The organism is Caballeronia sp. AZ10_KS36, assembly GCF_023631105.1.
In the GTDB taxonomy this organism is placed as follows: domain Bacteria; phylum Pseudomonadota; class Gammaproteobacteria; order Burkholderiales; family Burkholderiaceae; genus Caballeronia.
Map to the genome: position 1 here is coordinate 530,798 of NZ_JALQDQ010000018.1, position 21,336 is coordinate 552,133.

The following is a 21,336-nucleotide window of genomic DNA, read 5'->3' on the forward strand; positions in this document are numbered from 1 at the left end:
TCGGTGTCCTAGAACCACGCGTCCTGCATGTCGAGCGTCGTGCGATCCAGCGACACGAGCAGATCGAACTGCGGTCCGACGCGCGGCAGTTCCCAGTTGAAGAAGTAATCGGCGGCGGCGAGCTTGCCGCGATAGAACGCCGCGTCGTCGTCGTTGCCGGCAGCAGCGAGCCCCGAACGCGCCGCAAGCGCCTGTTCGAGCCAGATCCACGCAACGGTCACATGGCCGAACGCCTCCATGTACAGCGACGCGTTCGCGAGCGTCACCGACGGATCGCCCGCCGCCCACAATACGCGAGTGACGTGCGTGAGCCGCGTCACTGATTCGTCGAACGATGACGCGTGCTTGATAAGCGCCGTATCGCCCGTCGCGGAGGCACGCGCGGCGCTTGCGTGCATGCGGTCTACGAGCAGGCGCAGCGCCGCACCGTCCTTCATCGTTACCTTGCGGCCGAGCAGGTCGAGCGCCTGAATGCCGTGCGTGCCTTCGTGAATGGCGTTCAGGCGGTTGTCGCGATAGAACTGCTCGACGTTGTACTCCCGCGTATAGCCGTAGCCGCCGTGCACCTGAATCGCGAGATTGTTCGCTTCGAGACACCATTGCGACGGCCAGCTTTTCGCAATCGGCGTCAGGATGTCGAGCAAGAGCGTGAGGCGCTCGTGCTTCTGCGCATCGTCGGCGGCTTCGGCGGCGCGCGCTTCGTCGACGAGCTTCGCGCAGTACAGGTTCAGCGCGAGGCCGCCCTCCGCGTAGCTCTTCTGCGCAAGCAGCATGCGACGCACGTCGGCGTGCTCGACCAGCTTCACCTGCGGGCTCGCCGGGTCCTTGCCGCCGCGGCCCGTGGGGCGTCCCTGAGGACGGTTGCGCGCATAGTCGAGCGCATGCAGGTAGCCCGTGTAGCCGAGCGCCGCCGCGCCGAGCCCGACGCCGATGCGCGCCTCGTTCATCATGTGGAACATGCAGGCGAGCCCCTGCCCCGCCTCGCCGACGAGATATCCCACCGCGCCCGCCTTGCCATGCGGCCGATGCCGCACGCCTTCGCCGAAGTTGAGCAGGCAGTTGGTCACGCCGCGATAGCCCATCTTGTGATTGAGTCCGGCGAGCACGACGTCGTTATGTTCGCCGAGCGAGCCGTCTTCTTCGACCAGATACTTGGGGACGATGAAAAGCGAGATGCCCTTCACGCCAGGAATCAGCTTGCCGTCCGGACCGGGAATCTTGGCGAGCACCAAGTGGACGATGTTCTCGGACAGCTCATGCTCGCCGCCTGAGATCCACATCTTGTTGCCGCGCAGCCGATACTGCGCCCCGAACGGCGATTCACCCTCGTACTCGGCGCGCGTCGTGATATCCGCCAACGACGAGCCCGCCTGCGGTTCGGACAGACACATGGTGCCGAAAAAGCGGCCTTGCAACTCCGGACGCACGAAGGTGTCGATCTGCTTCTGCGTGCCGTGCGCGAGCAGCAGGTTCGCGTTGCCGATGGTCAGGAACGGAAACGCCGCCGTGCCGATATTCGCGGCGACGAAGTACGCAAAGCCCGCCTTCTCGACCACGACCGGCAACTGCATGCCGCCGAGGTCGTAGTCCTGTCCCGCAGCCATCAATCCGGCTTCGCTGAAAGCCGTGAGCGCCGTCTTCACTTCGGGGATGACGTGCACGCGCTCGCCGTCGAAGTGCGGCTCCTGCTGATCGCTTTTCTTGCTATGCGTGGCGAAGAGATCGGTGGCGATCCTCTCGCACGTATCGAGCGCGGCGTCGAACGTTTCGCGCGAATGGTCGGCGTAGCGCGGATTGTCGGTGAGCGCCTGAACCGTCAGCCATTCGTACAGAAGAAAGTTCAGATCGCGCCGGGAAAGGATCAACGACATGTCTCTCGTCCCTGTCAAAGCACTTCGAAGAGGCCGGCCGCGCCTTGTCCGCCGCCGATGCACATCGTCACGACGACGTGCTTCGCGCCGCGGCGCTTGCCTTCGATCAGCGCGTGTCCGACGAGCCGCGCGCCCGACACGCCGAACGGATGCCCCACCGCAATGGCGCCGCCGTTCACGTTGAGCCGCTCCATCGGAATGCCGAGCGTATCCGCGCAGTACAAGACCTGCACGGCGAAAGCCTCATTCAGCTCCCACAAGCCGATGTCGTCAACCGTCAGGCCCGCTTTCTTCAACAGCTTGGGCACCGCGAACACCGGTCCGATGCCCATTTCGTCCGGCTCGCAACCCGCCACCGCGAAGCCGCGAAACACGCCGAGCGGCGCAATGCCCTTCGATGCGGCGACGCGCGCATCCATCACGACGCATGCGGAAGCGCCATCCGAGAACTGCGACGCGTTGCCCGCCGATATGACGCCGCCCGGCAACGCGCTGCGAATCTTCGCGACGCCTTCCAGCGTCGTGTCCGCGCGAATGCCTTCGTCGGCGGCAATGGTCACTTCGCGGCTCACGATATCGCCGGTGGCGCGATCGACGACGCCCGCCGTGACGGTCATCGGCACGATTTCGGCGTCGAAGCGGCCGGCCTCGCGCGCCGCCGCCGCGCGCTGCTGGCTGCGCACGCCGTACTCGTCCTGACGCTCGCGCGAAATGCCGTAGCGTTGCGCAACCCGCTCCGCCGTCTGCAACATGCTCCAGTAGATCTCGGGCTTGTTCGCGGTGAGCCACGGGTCGTTCGCGTACTCCATGTTCATCTGGCGCTGCGTCCACGAGATGCTTTCCACGCCGCCTGCCGCGTAAATCTGGCCTTCGCCCGTCATCACGCGCTGCGCGGCCATCGCAATGCTTTGCAGCCCGGACGAGCAGAAGCGGTTGATGGTCGCGCCCGGCACCGTCACAGGACAACCCGCCCGCAACGCGATCTGACGGCCGATGTTGCCGCCGGTCGCGCCTTCGGGGTTCGCGCAGCCCATCAGCACGTCTTCGACTTCGCCGGCCTCGATGCCCGCCCGCGCGACAGCGTGCCGGACCGCGTGCGCGCCGAGCGTCGCGCCGTGCGTCATGTTGAACGCGCCCTTCCAGCTTTTGGCCAGCGCGGTGCGCGCGGTCGATACGATCACTGCCTCGTTCATGTCCCCGTCCTCAGTCGTTGAAGCTCGCGCCGGCATCGGCGAGGCGCTGCAAGAGCGGCGCGACTTGCCACGCGTGGCCCTGATAGCCCTTGCCATAGCGGCGGATGGCCTGCGCCACCGCGTAGAGGCCGATTTCGTCCGCGTACTGCATCGGGCCGCCGCGAAACTTCGGAAAGCCGTAGCCGTGCAGATAGACCATGTCGATATCGGATGCCTTCGACGCGATGCCTTCCTGCAAGATCGATGCGCCTTCGTTGACGAGCGCGAACACGAGCCGCTCGACGATTTCCTTATCGCTGATCTTGCGGCGCGCGATGCCGAGGTCCTTCGAATGCTGCACGATCATCTCGTCGACGACCGCGCTCGGATACGCCCGGCGATCGCCCGGCTTGTAGTCGTACCAGCCCGCCTGCGCTTTCTGGCCGAAGCGGCCCATCTCGCACAGCAGGTCGCCCGTCTTCGAGTAGTTGAACTCGGGCTGCTCGACGGCGCGGCGCTTGCGGATCGCCCAGCTGATGTCGTTGCCCGCCATGTCGATCATGCGGAACGGGCCCATCGCGAAGCCGAAGCGCTCGATCGCGCGATCCACCTGCTGCGGCAGCGCGCCTTCGTCGAGCAGAAAGCCGGCTTGACGGCTGTACTGCTCGATCATGCGATTGCCGATGAAGCCATCGCAGACGCCCGACACTACCGCGACCTTGCCGATCTTTTTCGCGAGCTGCATCACGGTGGCGAGCACGTCTTTCGCGGTCCGCGCGCCGCGCACCACTTCCAGCAGCTTCATCACGTTCGCGGGGCTGAAGAAGTGCATGCCGATCACGTCTTGCGGGCGCTTCGTGAAGGACGCGATGGCGTCTATGTCGAGCGTCGATGTATTCGATGCGAGGATCGCGCCGCGCTTCGCCACTTCGTCGAGCCGCTGGAACACGCTCTTTTTGACCTCCAGGTCTTCGAACACGGCTTCGATCACGAGATCGGCGTCGCGAATGTCGTCATACGAGAGCGTGGTCGCAAGCCTCGGCATGCGCGCATCCACTTCGTCCTGCGTGAGCTTGCCCTTCTTCGCGGTGTTGTCGTAGTTGCGGCGGATCGCGCCGACGCCTCGTTCCAGCGCGTCCGCTTTCATTTCCAGCAGCGTGACCGGCACGCCCGCGTTGAGGAAGTTCATTGCGATGCCGCCGCCCATCGTGCCCGCGCCGATCACGGCGACTTTCGCGATGGCGCGCGTCGGCGTGTCGGCGGGGACGTCGGGGATGCGGCTCGCCGCGCGTTCGCCGAGAAAGGCGTGGCGCAGCGCGCGAGACTCGGGCGTGTTCATCAACGCAATGAAGCCGTCGCGCTCGGCCTCGATGCCCTCATCGAATGGCTTCAGCGATGCCGCGACGGCATTTACGCATGCCAGCGGCGCGGGATACGGCCCTGCGCTTGCTGCGACGGTGCTGCGCGCAAAGCCGAGATACGCTTCGGCGTGCGCGTGCTGCACTTTTGCGTCGCGCAGCTTCGGATGCGAACCGGCACGCTCGGCGGCATCGCGCGCGAACTGCACGGCGGCCGCGACGACATCGTCCGCGACGATCTCGTTGAAGAGTCCCGTTCCCGCGAACTGTTCGGCGAGCATGGTCTTGCCCGACACGATCATGTTGAGCGCGGCTTCGAGGCCGATTGCGCGCGGCAGGCGCTGCGTGCCGCCCGCGCCGGGCAACAGACCGAGATTGACTTCGGGCAGCGCGATCTTCGCTTGCCGTGTCGCGAGCCGGTAGTGGCAGCCGAGCGCCAGTTCGAGCCCGCCGCCCATCGCGACCGAGTGAATCGCCGCGACGACCGGCTTCGCCGATCGCTCGATGGTGTCGATGACCGTCGCGAGGCTCGGCTCCTGAAACGCTTTCGGCGTGCCGAACTCGCGGATATCCGCGCCGCCCGAGAACGCCTTCCCCGCTCCGGTGATGACGATGGCCTTGACCGCTGCGTCGTCGAGCGCGCGGCTCATGCCGTTCATGATGCCGGTCCGGGTTGCATGACCCAGACCGTTGACCGGAGGATGATCGAGCGTGATGACGGCCACGCCGTCATGGACCTGGTACATCGCTGTCATGCGGATTCCTTCAAAGTGAACAGGGTGTCATGCGGCGCGGCGCCGGGTCTCGTGCCCGGTTGCTGTGTTGCAGTCTTCTCACGCGGATCGTGTCGGCTGCTTTATGCGGCTGCGCCTAGGTCGCTGACGAGTTCGGGCACCGCAGTGAACAGATCGCCGACGAGGCCGTAATCCGCCACGCTGAAGATCGGTGCTTCGGCGTCCTTGTTGATCGCGACGATCACCTTGCTGTCCTTCATGCCGGCCAAGTGCTGAATCGCGCCCGAGATGCCGACGGCGACATACAACTGCGGCGCGACGATCTTGCCGGTCTGACCCACTTGATAATCGTTCGGCACGTAGCCGGCATCGACCGCTGCGCGCGATGCGCCAAGCGCCGCACCGAGCTTGTCCGCGAGCGGCTCCAGCACTTGCGTGTAGTTCTCGCCGCTGCCCAAGCCGCGCCCGCCCGAGACGATGATGTTCGCGCTCGTCAACTCAGGCCGGTCCAGCTTCGTCACTTCGCGATTGACGAACTGCGAGACGCCTGCATCGGCCGCTGCTTCGATCTTTTCGACCGATGCGCTGCCGCCTTCCGCCGCCACCGGATCGAAGCCCGTCGCGCGAACGGTGATGACCTTGATGGCATCAGCCGATTGCACCGTCGCGATCGCGTTGCCCGCGTAGATCGGGCGCTCGAACGTATCGGCGCTGACGACCGCCGTGATTTCGCTGATCTGCGCGACGTCGAGATGCGCGGCGATACGCGGCGCGATGTTCTTGCCGTAAGCCGTCGCGGGCGCGACGATGTGCGAGTAATCCTTCGCGATGTTCAGCACCGTGCCTTCGACGTTTTCCGCCAGGCCTTCGGCGAGTTGAGGCGCATCGGCCAGCAGCACCTTCGAAACGCCCGCGATCTTCGCGGCCTGATCCGCCGCGCCCTGCGCGTTCGAACCCGCGACCAGCACGTGAATATCGCCGCCCAGCTTGGCCGCTGCCGCGACCGTGTTCAACGTCGCCGCCTTGATCGACGCGTTGTCGTGTTCTGCAATTACGAGAGTCGTCACGTTAGATCACCTTCGCTTCGGCTTTCAGTTTCTCGACCAGCGTCTTGACGTCCGGCACGGTCACGCCCGCGCTGCGCTTCGGCGGCTCGGTGACTTTGAGCGTCTTCAGACGCGGCGCGACATCGACGCCGAGATCGGCGGGCGTCACGGTCGTGAGCGGCTTTTTCTTCGCCTTCATGATGTTGGGCAGCGTAACGTAGCGCGGCTCATTGAGGCGCAGGTCCGTCGTGACGACGGCGGGTAGCTTGAGCGACAGCGTTTCCGCGCCGCCATCCACTTCACGCGCGACAGTCGCGCGGCCATCGGCGATCACGACTTTCGATGCGAACGTCGCCTGCGGCAGCCCTGCCAAAGCGGCGAGCATCTGACCCGTCTGGTTCGAATCGTCGTCGATGGCCTGCTTGCCGAGAATCACGAGTTCCGGCTTTTCCTGATCGACCAAAGCCTTGAGCAGCTTCGCCACTGCGAGCGGCTGTAACTCTTCTGACGTTTCAACGAGAATCGCCCGATCCGCGCCGATCGCCAGCGCCGTGCGCAGCGTTTCCTGACATTGCGTGACGCCACACGACACCGCGATCACTTCCGTTGCGACGCCCGCTTCCTTCAGACGCACCGCCTCTTCCACGGCGATTTCGTCGAACGGGTTCATCGACATCTTCACGTTGGCGAGTTCGACGCCCGTATGGTCGGACTTCACGCCGACCTTCACGTTGGCATCGGTCACTCTCTTGACTGCGATCAGAACCTTCACTTGCCCCTCCCTTTGCGATGCGTTGAAACCACCGCGCCTCAACGCGTGCCGCAGTCGATATCGACCACCGTCGCGTTCATGTATGCGTTTTGCACCAGATGAACGACGAGCGCGGCGAACTCCTGCGCGCGGCCCATTCGTCGCGGAAACAGCATCTTTTCGATGAGACCGTCCGACACCTTCTGCGGCATGCCGGCCGACATGCCCGATTCGAACAAACCGGGCGATACCGCCAGCACGCGAATGCCGTGTTCCGCGAGATCGCGCGCCACGGGAATCGTCATGCCGATCACGCCTGCCTTGCTCGCGCTATACGCGGCTTGTCCCATCTGACCGCCCTTCGCCGCGCCCGACGCCGTGTTGATAATGACGCCGCGCTCGCCCGTGTCTTCGGGTTCGTTGTTCGTCATGGCGAGCGCCGCATGGCGCAGCACGTTGAAGGTGCCGGTGAGATTGACCGCCAGCACGCGGTTCCAAAGTTCGGTCGGAAAGAGCTGGCCCTTCGAAATGGTCTTGCACGGGCCGAGCACGCCCGCGCAGTTCACCGCGATGTGAACGCGCCCATGCATGCCGACGACCGCGGCGACGGCCCGCTCAACGCTCGCCTCATCGGCGACATCGACCGCGACCGAGGCGATAGACGCGCCGAGCGCTTCACGCAGCTTGTCGGCGTCGAGATCGAAGCCGACGACTTTCGCGCCCGCTGCGGCGAGCGCCTTGCAGGTCGCGAGACCGAGGCCCGACGCCGCGCCCGTGACGATGGCCACCTTGTTTTCCAGTTTCATGTGCGTTTCCCGATTTGTGTCCGATAGATCAGAAGCGGTGCGACAAGCCCGCTCCGACCAGCGTCTGCGACGTGCCGGGCTTCGTCACGGAGACGCCGGGCCAGCTCATCGTCGCGGTGCCGTGGTTCTTCATGTAGCCCGCGCGCGCATAGACGGTCGTGCGCTTCGACAAGCTGTGATCCACGCCGAGCTCGAACGCCAGCGTGTTGTTGTCCACGCCCCGCACCTTGCGCTGAACGGCGGCGAATTCGATGACGTCCGCATCCGTCGCCTGAATCGTCATGCCGGCTTCGGCGATGCTGTTCGAATGCGCGCCGTGGATGCGCGCCGCGAGCGAGCCCGCCGGCGCATCCTGCGGACGCGAGTAGATGTAGTTGAACTGCAGGTTGACGATGCCGAAGCGGTACGCGAGCGCAGCCGTGTAATGGTCGGTGGACATCATGGAAAGCGGGCCCGGCAGCACCGGCAACGTCCTCGTGCCCTGGTGCTCGTTCTGATAGGCGATGCCGGCATAGAAGCCGTAGCCCGTGTACATGGCGGCGACGTCGAGCGTGTTGCCCAGCGTGGTCGGCACCGGATACGACGAGGTGGCCGCGAGCGCGTACATCGCGTACAACTGGAAGCCGTTCAGATTCGGCGATTTGTACAGCACCGAATTGCTGAGACGGCCGGGGCCGGCCTGCGTGGCGAGCGTGTCGCGGTCAGTGGCGACGGCGGCTGCCGAAAGCGGCGACAACACTTCGTTGCCGCGAAACGGATCGCCGTAGTACAGCACCCAGAAGGTCGGCTGATACTGCCGGCCGAACGACAGCGTGCCGTAACGCTCGTGCGTCAAGCCGAGCCACGCCTGCCGGTAGAACAAGGCGGTCGGGTCCACGAAGAACCCGCCGTTGTTCGTCGTGTATCCGCTCTCCAGGGCGAATACCGCGCGCAAGCCGCCGCCCAAGTCTTCGCTTCCCTTGAAGCCGACCTGCGAACCGGCCAGCCCGCCGCTGCGTTCCATGATCGACGATGTGCCGCCGTTGTTCAGGTACTGGCCGAATACATCGACCACGCCGTACAGCGTCACGCTGGATTGCGCCGCCGCGCTGCCCGCCGCGGCCGCTGCTGCCATTGCCAAGATTGTCTGTCTGATGAAGCGCACGGCTGTCTCCTGTCTTTTTATCGCCGCATCCGGCCAGATGCGGTTAATACGTCGCGATCGCGCACGCTCCGGTGGACACCGGGCAGCGCCGAGCCCGTGTTAAGCGTGGACGCTCTGCGGCGCCATCGTTTAGTTAGGCATGCTTATCTATATGTCGAGTCTTGTTGCGTGGCATGAAACGCGTTACGTCATTTCGTTACGACCGCCGCTCGCCTCGGCTCACGCTGCGATGACGGTCCGGAATCGGCTTCCATCGCAGCGGATAGGGACGAGTCACGCGGTTGCCGTGCGCTCGATCTGCGCGCCTGCACGCCCATTTGCAGGCCACACGGCGAAGGATATTCGGTATATCGATGCGCGCTGCCCCCTCGTTAATGGGGGGGGAACGCTTGCGTGCGCGAGTCATGCGCGAGCCATGCGCGCGGGCACGGCGCGAGCCGCGCGAAGCGTCGATTCGGCAGCGCGTTTTTGATCGCGGCAGGGGAACGCTGCAACGGCCGCGATGCGCGCCGCGTTCACCGCTCGCCGCGTCGCGCGCCCCCTCGCGACGAGGGGGCGTGCGCCCGCCGGTCGCTCTCTATCATGGGCCGACGCGAAACACAGGGAGACAATCAATGACAGCGACAAGGCACGGGCCGCTTGCGGGGCTGAGAGTGCTCGAGATCGCGGGCATCGGGCCGGGGCCGTTTTGCGGCATGTTGCTCGCGGATCTGGGCGCGGACGTCGTGGTGGCGGACCGCATCGAAGCGGCTGCGGACGGGCTCGATCTCGGCGACACGCAAATCGCCAACCGGGGCAAACGTTCCATCGCCGTCGATCTGAAATCGGCCGATGGCGTCGACACCGTGCTAGGCCTCGTCGAACATTGCGACGTGCTCATCGAAGGCATGCGTCCGGGCGTCATGGAGCGCCTGGGGCTCGCGCCGGACGTGTGCCTCGCGCGCAATCCGCGCCTCGTGTATGGCCGCATGACCGGCTGGGGACAACACGGACCGCTCGCGCATGCAGCCGGGCACGACCTGAACTACATCGCGCTGTCGGGGGCGCTGTGGTACGCCGGTCAGCCCGGCACGGCGCCGCTTGCGCCGCCGAGCCTCGTCGGCGACATCGGCGGCGGCGCGATGTATCTCGCCGTCGGCATTCTGGCCGCCGTCATGCATGCGCGCGCCACGGGCGAGGGCCAGGTGATCGACGCGGCCATCGTCGACGGCAGCGCGCACATGACGACGCTGCTGCTCGCGTTGCAGGCGTCGGGGCAGATGACCGCCGCGCGCGGCGAGAGCCTGCTGGACGGTCCGCACTGGTACAACACGTATCGCTGCGCGGACGGCGGCTATGTGTCGGTGGGATCGCTGGAGCCGAAGTTCTTCGCGCTCTTGCTCGACAAGCTCGGCCTGTCCGACGACCCCGCGTTCGCCAAGCCCTATGACCGCCGTGCGTGGCCCGCGCTGCGCGAGCGGCTCGCCGAACTCTTCGCCACGCGCACGCGCGACGATTGGTGCGCGCTGCTGGAAGGCAGCGATGCGTGCTTCGCGCCGGTCCTGAGCCCCGATGAAGCCGCCGCGCATCCGCATATGCGCCAGCGCGAGATCTACACCCGCGACAATGGCGTGCTCCAGGCGAATCCTGCGCCGCGTTTTTCCGCGACGCCGCCCGCTCCGCCCGGCGCCGTTCCGCGCCGCGGGCAGCATACCGACGCGGTGCTGCGCGACTGGGCGCGCTCGTCCCACCCCGACCTTACGAAGGATTCCAAATGACCGACACCGCCCACCTGTTCCTGACCGAACAACAGAACCTGATTCGCGATTCGGCGCGTCGCGTGGTCAGCGAGATCGTCGCGCCGACCGCCGCCCGGCGCGATCGCGAGTCGGCGTGGCCGCGCGACGAGCTGAAGGCGCTCGCCGAACTCGGCTTCCTCGGCATGCTGATTCCCGAGCAATACGGCGGCACCGGCGCGGGCGTGCTGGACCTGTGCCTCGCGCAACACGAGATCGCCGCCGCCGACGCGGGCCTCGCCACGATCATCCACGTGCACAACTTCACGGCGCTCAACATCGTGGAACACGGAACCGAGGAACAGAAGCGCCGCTATCTGCCCGCGATGGCGCGCGGCGAGTCCATCGGCGCGTTCCTGTTGACGGAACCGCACGCCGGCTCCGATACCGCCGCGCTGCGCACCACCGCGCGCAGGGACGGCGACAGCTACGTCGTCAACGGCTCGAAGCAGTTCATCTCGAACGGCAGCGAAGCGGGCGTCGGCGTTCTGTATGCAATGACCGACAAGGCCGCCGGCAAACGCGGCGCGAGCATGTTCATCATCGATCCGAGCCAGCCCGGCTATCACGTGACGCGCGTGGAGAGCAAGCTCGGGCAGCACACGGCGCATACCGCGCAGATCACGCTCGAAGATTTTCGCGTGCCCGCTGCGAACCTGCTCGGCGGCGAAGGCGACGGCTATCGCAAGGTGATGGGCGGTTTGTCGGATGGGCGGATCGGCATTGCATTCATCGCGGCGGGCGTGGCGCGCGCGGCGCTGGAGGCCGCGGTCGGCTACGCGAAGGAGCGCGAAGCGTATGGCGCGCCGATCATCCGGCTGCAAGGCGTGGCGTTCGATCTCGCCGACATGGCCGCGCAAGTGGACGTCGCCTATCAATATTGCCTGCATGCAGCGCGTCTGCGCGATGCCGGCGTGCCGTGCGTGAAGGAAGCATCGATTGCGAAGATGTTCGCGAGCGAGATCGCCGAAAAGGTCTGCTCCGATGCGCTGCAGATTCACGGCGGCTACGGCTATCTCACCGACTTCCCCGTCGAGCGATACTTGCGCGACGTGCGTATCTGCAAGATCTACGAAGGGACGAGCCACATTCAGAAGCTGATTATCGCGCGCAGTCTCGGCTGAGAACGAAGCGCCCGGCATGACCGGGCGCTTTGCTTTTTCAATGCGCGTTCAGTTATGCGCAGACGAGCTTGAGAAACGCGCCGACCTGCTGCCCCGACTCCTCGTACTCCTGCGCAGTGCTCCAGTTCGCGATGTCCCCGAAGCGCGCCGCCACGCCTTCCGGCGTCACTTCCGCGTCCGGCAGCAGCACGGGCACGGTCTCGACGATGGTCGCCGCCGCGAACGCGCCGCCGCCTGCCGCGATAATCGTCTTCGACGGCGCATTCTCGCTCGCGAGGAACAGCACGGCCGGCGTCACGCGCTCCGGCTGAATGCGCGCGAGCATGGCTTCCGGCAGGATGTCGGCGGTCATGCGCGTGGCGGCCACCGGCGCGATGGTGTTGACCTTGATGTTGTTCTTCTTGCCTTCGGTGGTCAGCGCGTTCATCAGGCCGATTACGCCCATTTTCGCCGCGCCGTAGTTGGCCTGGCCGAAGTTGCCGTACATGCCCGACGACGACGTCGTCATCACGATGCGGCCGTAGCCCTGCTCGCGCATGATGTCCCACACCGCCTTCGAGCAGTGGATGGAGCCCATCAGGTGAACGTCGAGCACCGCCTCGACATCGGCCATGTCGAGCTTGGCGAAGCTCTTGTCGCGCAGAATGCCAGCGTTGTTCACGAGAATGTCCACGCGGCCGAACTCGGCCACCGCGCGCTTCACCATGTCCTGCACCTGCGCGAAGTCCGCGACGTTCGCGCCGTGCGCGATGGCCGTGCCGCCCGCCTTGCGGATCTCATCGACCACGGCGAGCGCGGCCTCCGACGAGCCGCCGCTGCCGTCGCGCGCGCCGCCGAAATCATTGACCACGACTTTCGCGCCGCGCGCGGCAAATGCGAGCGCATGCGCCCGCCCCAACCCCGCGCCCGCGCCGGTGACGATCGCGACCTTGCCATCGAAACGAATACTCATGCTTGATGCTCCATTCCAGTTGTCGAAAGATAGGTTCAGGGAAACAGACGCATGATCGATTCAGCGACGCACGCGGGCTTGTCCGATCCTTCGCATTCGACAGTCATCTCCACCTTGAGCTGCGCGCCGCCCTGCCCGATCGCATCCCACGAGATCAGCCTGAAGTGCGCGCGCACGCGGGCGCCCACCCTGACCGGCGCGACGAAGCGCACTTTGTCGAGACCGTAGTTCAGGCCGCTTTTCGTTTCCCCGATGTGGAACGCGGTGGCAAGAAAGGCCGGCAGCAGGCTCAACGTGAGAAAGCCGTGCGCGATGGTGCCGCCGAACGGCCCGCCCTTCGCGCGCTCGACATCGACGTGAATCCATTGGTGATCGCCCGTTGCGTCCGCGAACAGATTGACGCGCGCCTGGTCGATCAAAAGCCACTCGCTCGTGCCGATGGATTCGCCCACGAGCGGCTGCAAGTCCGCGATCTTGTCGAAGTTCTTCATGCCTGTGTGTCCCCCTGAAGCAAGGCGTGTTGCAATTGCGCGGCGCAGGCCGCTTCGTGACGGTCGCTGCTGCCGAACAGCACGTCCGCGACGACCGCGCGCTTGTAGTAATGGCCGACCGCGTATTCCTCGGTCATGCCGATGCCGCCGTGAAGCTGGATGGCCTGCGCGCAGACGGACCTCGCGGCGCGGCCGATCAGCGCCTTCGCTTGCGAGACCGTGTGCCGGCGCGCGGCGGCGTCTTCGTCGTTCAGAAGCGATGCGAGGAGCGCGAACAACATCGAACGCGCAACTTCGAGTTCCGCCGCCATGTCCGCCATGCGATGCTGCAACGCCTGAAAGCTGCCGATCGGCACGCCGAACTGCTTGCGCATCTTGAGGTACTCGGCCGACATCTCGATGGCCTTTTCCATCCCGCCGATGAGTTCCGCGCACAGCGCCGCGGTGCCGTGCGCGAGGCCGTGGTGCAGCGCCGCGAGTCCGCCGCCGGGCGTGCCGAGCACCGCGTCCCGGCTCACCGCGACGTCTTCGAGCGCGATTTCGGCGGCCCAGCTTCCGTCGTGCAGGCGCAGCGTCCGGCACGCCACGCCGGGCCGCGACGCCGCCACGAGAAAGAGCGTCAGCGGACCGTCGTCATCGATGGCGGCCGACACGATGAACGCGTTCGCGCCCGGCGCGCCGAGCACGAGCGTCTTCGTGCCGCGCAGCGAGAAGCCTTCGGCGGTGCGGGTCGCGCGGGTTCGAACCGGCTCGGGAAAGCCGCGCGACTGGGCTTCGCTATAGGCGAGCGCGAGCCGCAGCGAGCCATTGGCGAGTTGCGGCACGATGTGGTCGAGTTGCGCGGGCGCGGCGGCAGCGACGAGCGTTTGCGCAGCCAGCACGCCGCAGCCGAGATACGGCTCCACGACGAGCGCCCGGCCGAACTCCTGCGCGATCAGCGCCGTGTCGATGACCGAGCCGCCCAACCCGCCGTACGCTTCGGGCAGCGCGGCGGCGAGCCAGCCGTTGTCCGCGAACGTCTGCCAGTGCAGAGGCTCGCTCGTTCCGCTTTTCAAAAGCGCGGCGCGCGCCTCGAACCCGCATTCTTTCTCTGCGAAACGGCGCACGCTGTCCTGCAGCAGTTGCTGCTCGGAATCCAGTTTGAAATTCATGTTCTGCGCCCCGTCAGAGTTGGAACAGCATCTTCGCGATGATGCCGCGCTGCACTTCACTCGTTCCGCCGTAAATGGTGGAAGCGCGCCGGAAGAACATCTCGTTCGCCTTGCCGCGACCGGCGTGCTGGTGAGGCAAGGGTTCGCCGAGTGCGGGATCGTGTGGCTCGGGATACGCCACCGCGCCGTAATCGCCGAGCGCCTCGACGATGAACTCCGACAGGCGTTGCTGCAACTCGGTCCCGCGCACCTTGAGGATGGAACCCATCGCGTGGGCGGCGGGACTGTGGTCCTCTTCCATCGCCGCGACGCGCGTGACCATCGTCGCGATGGCGCTCACCTCGGCTTCGAAGCGCGCGAGCTTCTGCGCGAACTCGGGCTGCTCGATCAGCAACCCGCCGCCCGAATGCTCGCTTCTCGCGAGCGAACGGATCTGCGCGAGAAAGCGCCGGAGAATCGGCAGATCCGCCGCCGTCGCATGTTCGTTGTTGAGCAGGAACTTGGTGATTTTCCAGCCCTCGCCCTCTTCGCCGATGCGGTTGGCCACCGGCACCCGCACGTTGTCGAAGAACGTTTCGTTCAGGTGATGGCAATCGTCGATGCTGCGGATCGGGCGCACGGTAATGCCGGGCGTCGCCATATCGACGAGCAGGAAGCTGATGCCCGCCTGCTTCTTCGCGTCCGCGTTCGTACGCACGAGCAGGAAGATCCAGTCCGATTCGTGCGCGTAGCTCGTCCAGATCTTCTGGCCGTTGACGATGTAATGGTCGCCGTCGCGTTCGGCGCGCGTCGAGAGCGACGCGAGGTCCGAACCCGAACCCGGTTCGGAGAAGCCCTGACACCACAGCCGCTCGCCGCTCAAGATGAGCGGCCGATGTAGCGCCTGCTGCTCCGGCGAGCCGAATTCGTTCAGCACGGGGCCGAAGAGCTTGTGCGCGAAGCCGTCCTGCGTCGGCGCGCCGGCCGCCACGCACTCTTCATCGAACACGAGCCGCTGCATCACCGACCAGCCGGTGCCTTCATGCTGCTTCGGCCAGTACGGCGCGCCCCAGCCGCGTTCGTTCAGGATGCGCTGCCAGCGCACGAGATCGGCGCGCACGGAACGCACGCTGCCGACGGGCTTGCCCGCGAGATCGGCCGGCAGGCTCTCGCGCAGAAAAGCGCGGACCTCCTTGCGGAATGCATCGAGACCCGGATCAGGTTGGAAATCCATCGCATGCTCCGGTTCAGTTGCGATACATCGTGACGACGCACGCGCCGCCGATTCCGACGTTGTGTTGCAGCGCCACGCGCGCGTTCTCCACCTGCCGGTCGCCCGCGGTGCCGCGCAACTGCTGAACCAGCTCGGTGCACTGTGCGAGGCCGGTCGCGCCGAGCGGGTGCCCCTTCGACAGCAGCCCGCCCGACGGATTGACCACGTGGCGTCCGCCATACGTGTTGTCGCCGTCGTCGATGAACTTCGCCGCGCCGCCTTCCGGGCACAGGCCGAGCGCCTCGTAGGTGATGAGTTCGTTGTGCGCAAAGCAGTCGTGCAGCTCGACCACCTGCACGTCCTTCGGCCCGATGCCCGACGCTTCGTACACCTGATTCGCGGCTTCCCGGCTCATGCCGTAACCCGCGACATAGCGCAGATCGTCGCCCGTGAGCGATTCCGGGCGATCCGTCGTCAGCGCCTGCGCGGCGATCCACACGCGCGTATCGAGCCCGTGACGCCGCGCGTAGTCTTCGCTGCACAACACGGCCGCCGCCGCGCCGCAGGTCGGCGGGCAGGCCATGAGACGCGTCATCACGCCGGGCCACAGGACCTGATCGGCCAGCACGTCTTCGGCGGTCACGACCTTGCGGAATACCGCGAGCGGATTGTTCGCGGCGTGGCCGCTCGCCTTCGCGCGAATCTTGGCGAACGACGAAAGCGGCGTGTCGAAACGCTTCATGTGCTCCATGCCCGCGCCGCCGAAGATGCGCAGCGCCGGGGGAATGTCCTGCGGCACGCCGAGCCGCTCGCATTGCGCGAGGAAAAGCTCGGAGGGCAGCGGCCGGTCGTTGAAGTAGCTGCCGAGCGCGCCGGGGTTCATCTGCTCGAAGCCGACCACGAGCGCGACGTCGATGGCGCCGGCTTCGATCGCCTGGCGAGCGAGAAAGAGGCCCGTGGAGCCGGTCGAGCAGTTGTTGTTCACGTTGAAGATGGGCAGGCCCGTCATGCCGACGTGATAGAGCGCGCGCTGGCCCGCCGTGGAATCGCCATAGACGAAGCAGGCGTAGGCTTGCTGAACGGATTCGTACGGCACGCGGGCGTCCGCGAGCGCCGCGCGCGCGGCCTCGGCGCCCATCAGATCGTATGTTTCGCTCGCACCCGGCTTCTTGAACGGCACCATGCCGACGCCCGCCACCACTACTTTGCGCGTCATATGTTCTCCTTCGATTATCGTCGTCTCGCGGTTCGACAGAACCGGCATCGGTCCATCATAGGCAGCGGGCCGCGCGCGCTACACCCCTCGTTTCAAGGGGGCGCGCCGCCGCGCCGAAAGCGGGGTCATGCGCGCATGCGATACCAGAGTACGCCGTCGTCGTCCGCCTGCGAAGTCGCTTCGCCGTTGGCCAGCAAGTAGTTGAGATACGCCAGCGCCTCGCCGGTCGCGAGCGTGTAGCGGCTAAAGCGCGCCTCCTCCACCGCGCCGGCGAAGAGCGTGCCGAAGACGTCCACCGCGCGTCGCGGTTCGGCGAGCCGGTCACGCAGTTTCCCAAGCCCGCGTCGCGCGGCGGCGTCGAGCCGTTCTATGCGCTCGTGCAGCCCGTGAAATGGCTCATTGTGCGACGGCAGCACGAGGGCATTGGCCGGTACGGTCCGCGCGAACCGGCTGAGCGATGCCAGCCATTCGCCGAGCGGATTGGCGCTGGGCTCCACCGGATGCACCGACACGTTCGACGAGATGCGCGGCAACACGTGATCGCCCGAGATCAGCACATTCAGTTCGGGGCAATACAGGCAGGCGTGCTCCGGCGAGTGCCCGAGCCCGACGGTGACACGCCAGCGGCGCTTGCCGATATCGAGCGTCTGCCGGTCTTCCATCCGGCGAAAGCTGTCGGGCAGCGGAAACACCATGCCCGCCGCGATGCCGAAGCGCGAGCGATATTGCTCGATCGTATCGCGACGCCATCCCGCGCGGCGATAGAAGCGAATCGCGTCTTGCGGCGCCTCGCGGCCCTGCTCTGCCACGAAGGCGCGGCACGTCAGGTACTCCGCCCGCGTCATCCATAGCTCGCAGTCGAAGCGGCGCGCGAGCCAGCCGGCCATGCCCGCGTGGTCGGCGTGATGGTGCGTCGCGAACACGCGCGTGATGCGGCGCGAGCCGAGCGGACCGGCGAGCAGCGCGCCCCACCGCGACGGGGCATCCGGCATGAATAGGCCGGTGTCGACAATCGCCCAGCCGTCGCCGTCTTCCAGCGCCCAGACGTTCACATGATCGAGCGACGCCGGCAACGGCAGGCGCATCCACAGCACGCCGGGGGCGACTTCGATTGCTTCGCCGGATGCGGGAACCGCGTCGAACGGGTAATGCAGCCCGCCGCTTGCCGCGAGGCGGATAGTCGATTCGTCGCTGTTCATGCGAGTCTCCGATGGTCGGCGGTCTCTCGCGGACCGCTCGCTTCGCACAATGAAGCCGGCGCGTCAGGTGAACGCGGCGACGCCCGTGAGCGCGCGCGAGATGACAAGCTGCTGAATTTCCGTGGTGCCGTCCGGGATCGGAATGACGATGGCTTCGCGCAGGAGACGCTCGACGTTGAACTCCTTCGTGATGCCGTTGCCGCCGTGAAGCTGCACGGCGTCGCGGCAGACGCGCACGGCCGACTCCGTGGCGAACGCCTTCGCCATGGACGCCTGCATGTCGCAGCGCACCCCCGCGTCGATCAGGCCGAACACGCGCTGGCACATGAGGCGGGACGCATCGAGGAGCATTGCCATGTTCGCGATCTTCGCCGCGATCAACTGATGCGACGCGAGCACCTTGCCGAACTGCTTGCGCTCCTTCGCATACGCGATGGACTCTTCCAGCGACGCGCGCATGATGCCGACCGACAGCGTGCCGACATGCGCCCGCGCGGTCTCGAACACCTTCATCGTGTTGCGCAGCCCTTCGCCTTCTTCGCCGATGAGATTGGTCGCCGGCACGCGCGCATCGGTGATGAAAATCTGCGCGGTCGATTGCGAACTCAACGCGATCTTCTCGATGTTGCGCGCTTCATAGCCGTGTTCCGCGCGGTCGATAAGGATATGCGAGAGGCCCGTTTCCGTGCGCACCGTGCAGATGAGCACGTCGGAATACACGCCGTTCGTGATCCACGTCTTCTCGCCATTGACGATGTAGTGGTCGCCGTCACGCACGGCGCGCGTCTTGATTTCCGCGACATTCGAACCGACATCCGGCTCGCTGATGCCGATGGAACCGAAAATCTTGCCCGCCAACACGCCGGGCATGTAGCGGTCGCGCACTTCGGGACGCGCGTTGACCAGCATCGAGGCGAGGCCCATGTTGAGCATCACCGCGAGCGCGACATCGCACGAGCACGCCACGAGTTCTTCGAACAGCATGCCCTGCATGGCCATCGACCAGCCCATGCCGCCGTATTCCACCGGCACGGTGCAGCCCGGCAGGCCGAATTCGGCGATGCGCTGCGTCAGCTCGCGCATCTTCTCCTTGGGGATGAAGCGGTCGCGGTATTCGCGCGCGACGGGTTTGACTTCGGTTTGCAGAAACTTGCGGAAGCTCTCGACCGCGAGGTTCTGGTCTTCTGTAGGCAGTTGATAAGGCATCGTTTATCTCTGGATAGCGGGTGTCATGCGCGAGTTCATGCGCGGCCGAAAATGCCGATGTGGTCGATGCTTTCCTCGACGCCCCACAGGCCGCCGCCGTTGCCCTGAATCGCGAAGCGCGCGCCTTCCACTTGGCGCGGGCCGCACTCGCCGCGCAACTGTTCGACGAGTTCGAAAATCTGCCCAAGCCCCGTCGCGCCGATGGGATGCCCCTTCGACTCCAGACCACCCGATGGATTGATCGGCAGCCGCCCGCCGATGCTCGTCTCGCCGCGCTCGGCCATTGCGCCGCTGTCGCCCGAGCGGCACAGGCCCAGGTTCTCGCACAGCGCGATTTCACCGATGGCCGACGCGTCGTGCAGTTCGGCCACGTGGATGTCTTCCGGTCCGATGCCCGCTTCGTCATAGGCCAGCTTCGCGGCATGCACGGTGATGTGATTGGCGAGATCGTCGCCGGCGCGTGGCGAGGCCGAGCGCACGACCGTTGCGAGCACGCGCACCGCGCGCTTGCGATCGAAGCCGTAGCGTGCCAGCGCCGACTCCGTGCACAGAATGGCAGCCGCCGCGCCGTCGGAAATCGGCGAGCACATCGGCAAGGTCAGCGGATAGGTGATCGGCGGCGCGGCGAGAATCTCGTCGATGCTCATCGGCTTGCGGTACTGCGACCGCTCGTTGTGCACCGAATGATTGTGATTCTTCGACGACACCGCCGCGAACTGACGCTGCGTGATGCCGAGCCGCGACATGAGTTGCCGGCCGATGCCCGCGTACACGTCCATGAACACGCTGTACGGCTTGTCCGACGTGGTGCCCGGCGGCGGCGAAATGTTCTTGCCGAGATCGACGATCTGCGCCGCGTTGGCCTCGGCGGTTTCGACGTCCCACGCGGAATCGAACACGGAGAACATGCGCGCCTTGTCCGACGAGTACATCTTTTCCGCACCCACGGCGAGCACGACATCCGCCATGCCGGCGCGAAGCTGCGTCACCGCGAGATGGAACGCGCTGCTCGCCGACGCGCACGCGCTCTCGACGTTATGAATCGGGATGCCGCCGAAGCCCGCCGGAATCAGCGCGACCTGGCCGCGAATCATGTGCTGGCCCTGCATGTGGCCCTGCGTGGTATTGCCGAAGTACGCCGCCTGCACCCACTTCCGATCGCAGCCGGAATCCTTCAGCGCATCTTCGACGGCCCACGCCGTCAGTTGCTTGACCGACTTGTCGAGGTGGCGGCCGAACGGCGTCATGCCGACACCGACGATATAGACTTTTTCCATGTGGATACCTTGAAGTTCGAGTGAGTGTCAGCAGCCCTTGAAGACCGGCTCGCGCTTTTCGGCGAAGGCGCGCAGCCCTTCCTTCACATCGTAGGACCGCTGATGATCGCGAAGCTCCAGCAGTTCGTGACGCAGCGCGTCGGCGGCGGATTTGTCAGGCGCTTCGTTCGCCACGCGCTTCATGCGCGCGAGCACGAGCGGGCTCTTCTTGGCGAGCTTGTCGGCGAGCGCCTGCGCGCGCGCGGCGAGTTCCGACGGCGCGAGCACTTCGTTCACGAGTCCGTGCGCCTTGAGTTCGGCGGCGCTCATCGCATCGCCCGTGAAGAGCAGATAACGCGCGACGTTCACAGGCACCTTGCGCGGCAGAATGGCCGCGCCGCCCGCGCCCGGAAACACGCCGAAGTTCGAATGCGCGTCGCCCAGCTTGGCCGTCTCCGATGCAAGCACGATGTCGCACGCCAGCACGATTTCGAGGCCGCCCGCCAGCGCGAGCCCGTTCACGGCGGCGATGACCGGCTTCGGAAACGCGCGCAGCGTGTCGAAGAACTCGACGATGATTTCGAGGAAATCGCGCACGCCTTCTGCGGGCGGAGCGGCGGCTTCGATCAGATCGGCGCCTGCGCAGAACGCGCGGCCGTTACCCGTCAGCACGACGACGCGTACGGACTCGTCATCGCGCCATGCCTTCAGTTGCTCGGTCAACCCGGTGACCATCTCGCGATTCAGGCTGTTCATCGCGGCCGGACGGTCCATCGTCAGCCAGCCTACGGAGCCCACGAGCGCATGTGAAAAACTCATCTCTCCTCCACAGTATTAGTAATTGCCTTCGTTGACGTTCGCGTTCGGGTAAGTTAGTTTCCGGTCATCCGAT

At 65.9% G+C, this 21,336-nt stretch carries 18 protein-coding genes; 2 read left to right on the plus strand and 16 right to left on the minus strand.

Annotated elements, in window-relative coordinates:
- Positions 1-8 precede the first annotated feature (8 nt).
- The 7 genes from NCR35_RS12685 to NCR35_RS12715 all read right to left on the minus strand — a co-directional run bounded on the left by NCR35_RS12685 (position 9) and on the right by NCR35_RS12715 (position 8,852).
- Positions 9-1,871, minus strand: a complete 1,863-nt coding sequence (locus tag NCR35_RS12685; protein ID WP_250534605.1) for an acyl-CoA dehydrogenase — start codon at positions 1,869-1,871, stop codon at positions 9-11.
- A gap of 14 nt (positions 1,872-1,885) precedes the next feature.
- Entirely contained in the window at positions 1,886-3,064 is a 1,179-nt protein-coding gene (locus NCR35_RS12690) for an acetyl-CoA C-acyltransferase (protein WP_250534606.1), read from the minus strand.
- A gap of 10 nt (positions 3,065-3,074) precedes the next feature.
- Positions 3,075-5,156: a 3-hydroxyacyl-CoA dehydrogenase NAD-binding domain-containing protein gene (locus NCR35_RS12695; protein ID WP_250534607.1), complete on the minus strand. Its 2,082-nt coding sequence runs from the start codon at positions 5,154-5,156 to the stop codon at positions 3,075-3,077.
- A 101-nt stretch (positions 5,157-5,257) separates the two neighbouring features.
- Complete coding sequence (locus NCR35_RS12700) at positions 5,258-6,202, minus strand: electron transfer flavoprotein subunit alpha/FixB family protein (protein ID WP_250534608.1); 945 nt, start codon at positions 6,200-6,202, stop codon at positions 5,258-5,260.
- Between the two features lies 1 nt (position 6,203).
- A complete protein-coding gene (locus NCR35_RS12705) occupies positions 6,204-6,953 on the minus strand; it encodes an electron transfer flavoprotein subunit beta/FixA family protein (RefSeq protein ID WP_250534609.1) in 750 nt (249 codons plus the stop codon).
- Positions 6,954-6,991: 38 nt separating this feature from the next.
- Positions 6,992-7,738: an SDR family NAD(P)-dependent oxidoreductase gene (locus tag NCR35_RS12710; RefSeq protein ID WP_250534610.1), complete on the minus strand. Its 747-nt coding sequence runs from the start codon at positions 7,736-7,738 to the stop codon at positions 6,992-6,994.
- A gap of 28 nt (positions 7,739-7,766) precedes the next feature.
- The gene (locus NCR35_RS12715) at positions 7,767-8,852 is read right to left on the minus strand and encodes a porin (RefSeq protein WP_250534611.1); all 1,086 of its coding nucleotides are present in this window, start codon (positions 8,850-8,852) and stop codon (positions 7,767-7,769) included.
- Between the two features lie 644 nt (positions 8,853-9,496).
- Here NCR35_RS12715 and NCR35_RS12720 point away from each other — a divergent pair.
- Both NCR35_RS12720 and NCR35_RS12725 read left to right on the plus strand, forming a co-directional pair.
- Entirely contained in the window at positions 9,497-10,639 is a 1,143-nt protein-coding gene (locus NCR35_RS12720) for a CaiB/BaiF CoA transferase family protein (RefSeq protein ID WP_250534612.1), read from the plus strand.
- Positions 10,636-11,781 carry an acyl-CoA dehydrogenase family protein gene (locus NCR35_RS12725; protein ID WP_250534613.1) on the plus strand — a complete coding sequence of 382 codons (1,146 nt, stop codon included), beginning with the start codon at positions 10,636-10,638 and terminating at the stop codon, positions 11,779-11,781. The genes NCR35_RS12720 and NCR35_RS12725 overlap by 4 nt, the downstream gene beginning before the upstream one ends.
- Positions 11,782-11,833: 52 nt before the next feature.
- On the opposite strand, the gene NCR35_RS12730 is transcribed toward NCR35_RS12725, so the two are convergent.
- From NCR35_RS12730 to NCR35_RS12770, 9 genes are all read right to left on the minus strand, one after another.
- A complete protein-coding gene (locus tag NCR35_RS12730; protein ID WP_250534614.1) occupies positions 11,834-12,733 on the minus strand; it encodes an SDR family NAD(P)-dependent oxidoreductase in 900 nt (299 codons plus the stop codon).
- 35 nt (positions 12,734-12,768) lie between these two features.
- On the minus strand, positions 12,769-13,224 hold the full coding sequence (locus NCR35_RS12735; protein ID WP_250534615.1) for a MaoC family dehydratase: 456 nt from the start codon (positions 13,222-13,224) through the stop codon (positions 12,769-12,771).
- Positions 13,221-14,375: an acyl-CoA dehydrogenase family protein gene (locus tag NCR35_RS12740; protein WP_250534616.1), complete on the minus strand. Its 1,155-nt coding sequence runs from the start codon at positions 14,373-14,375 to the stop codon at positions 13,221-13,223. The genes NCR35_RS12735 and NCR35_RS12740 overlap by 4 nt, the downstream gene beginning before the upstream one ends.
- 13 nt (positions 14,376-14,388) lie before the next feature.
- Positions 14,389-15,588: an acyl-CoA dehydrogenase family protein gene (locus NCR35_RS12745; protein ID WP_250534617.1), complete on the minus strand. Its 1,200-nt coding sequence runs from the start codon at positions 15,586-15,588 to the stop codon at positions 14,389-14,391.
- A gap of 13 nt (positions 15,589-15,601) precedes the next feature.
- Entirely contained in the window at positions 15,602-16,783 is a 1,182-nt protein-coding gene (locus NCR35_RS12750; protein ID WP_250534618.1) for a lipid-transfer protein, read from the minus strand.
- A 125-nt stretch (positions 16,784-16,908) separates the two neighbouring features.
- Complete coding sequence (locus NCR35_RS12755) at positions 16,909-17,982, minus strand: MBL fold metallo-hydrolase (protein ID WP_250534619.1); 1,074 nt, start codon at positions 17,980-17,982, stop codon at positions 16,909-16,911.
- Between the two features lie 63 nt (positions 17,983-18,045).
- Positions 18,046-19,188 (minus strand): acyl-CoA dehydrogenase family protein, encoded by a 1,143-nt coding sequence (locus tag NCR35_RS12760; RefSeq protein WP_250534620.1) that lies wholly within the window; start codon positions 19,186-19,188, stop codon positions 18,046-18,048.
- Between the two features lie 35 nt (positions 19,189-19,223).
- Positions 19,224-20,465 (minus strand): thiolase family protein, encoded by a 1,242-nt coding sequence (locus NCR35_RS12765; protein WP_250534621.1) that lies wholly within the window; start codon positions 20,463-20,465, stop codon positions 19,224-19,226.
- Between the two features lie 27 nt (positions 20,466-20,492).
- Positions 20,493-21,263: an enoyl-CoA hydratase/isomerase family protein gene (locus tag NCR35_RS12770; RefSeq protein WP_250534622.1), complete on the minus strand. Its 771-nt coding sequence runs from the start codon at positions 21,261-21,263 to the stop codon at positions 20,493-20,495.
- Positions 21,264-21,336: the final 73 nt, after the last annotated feature.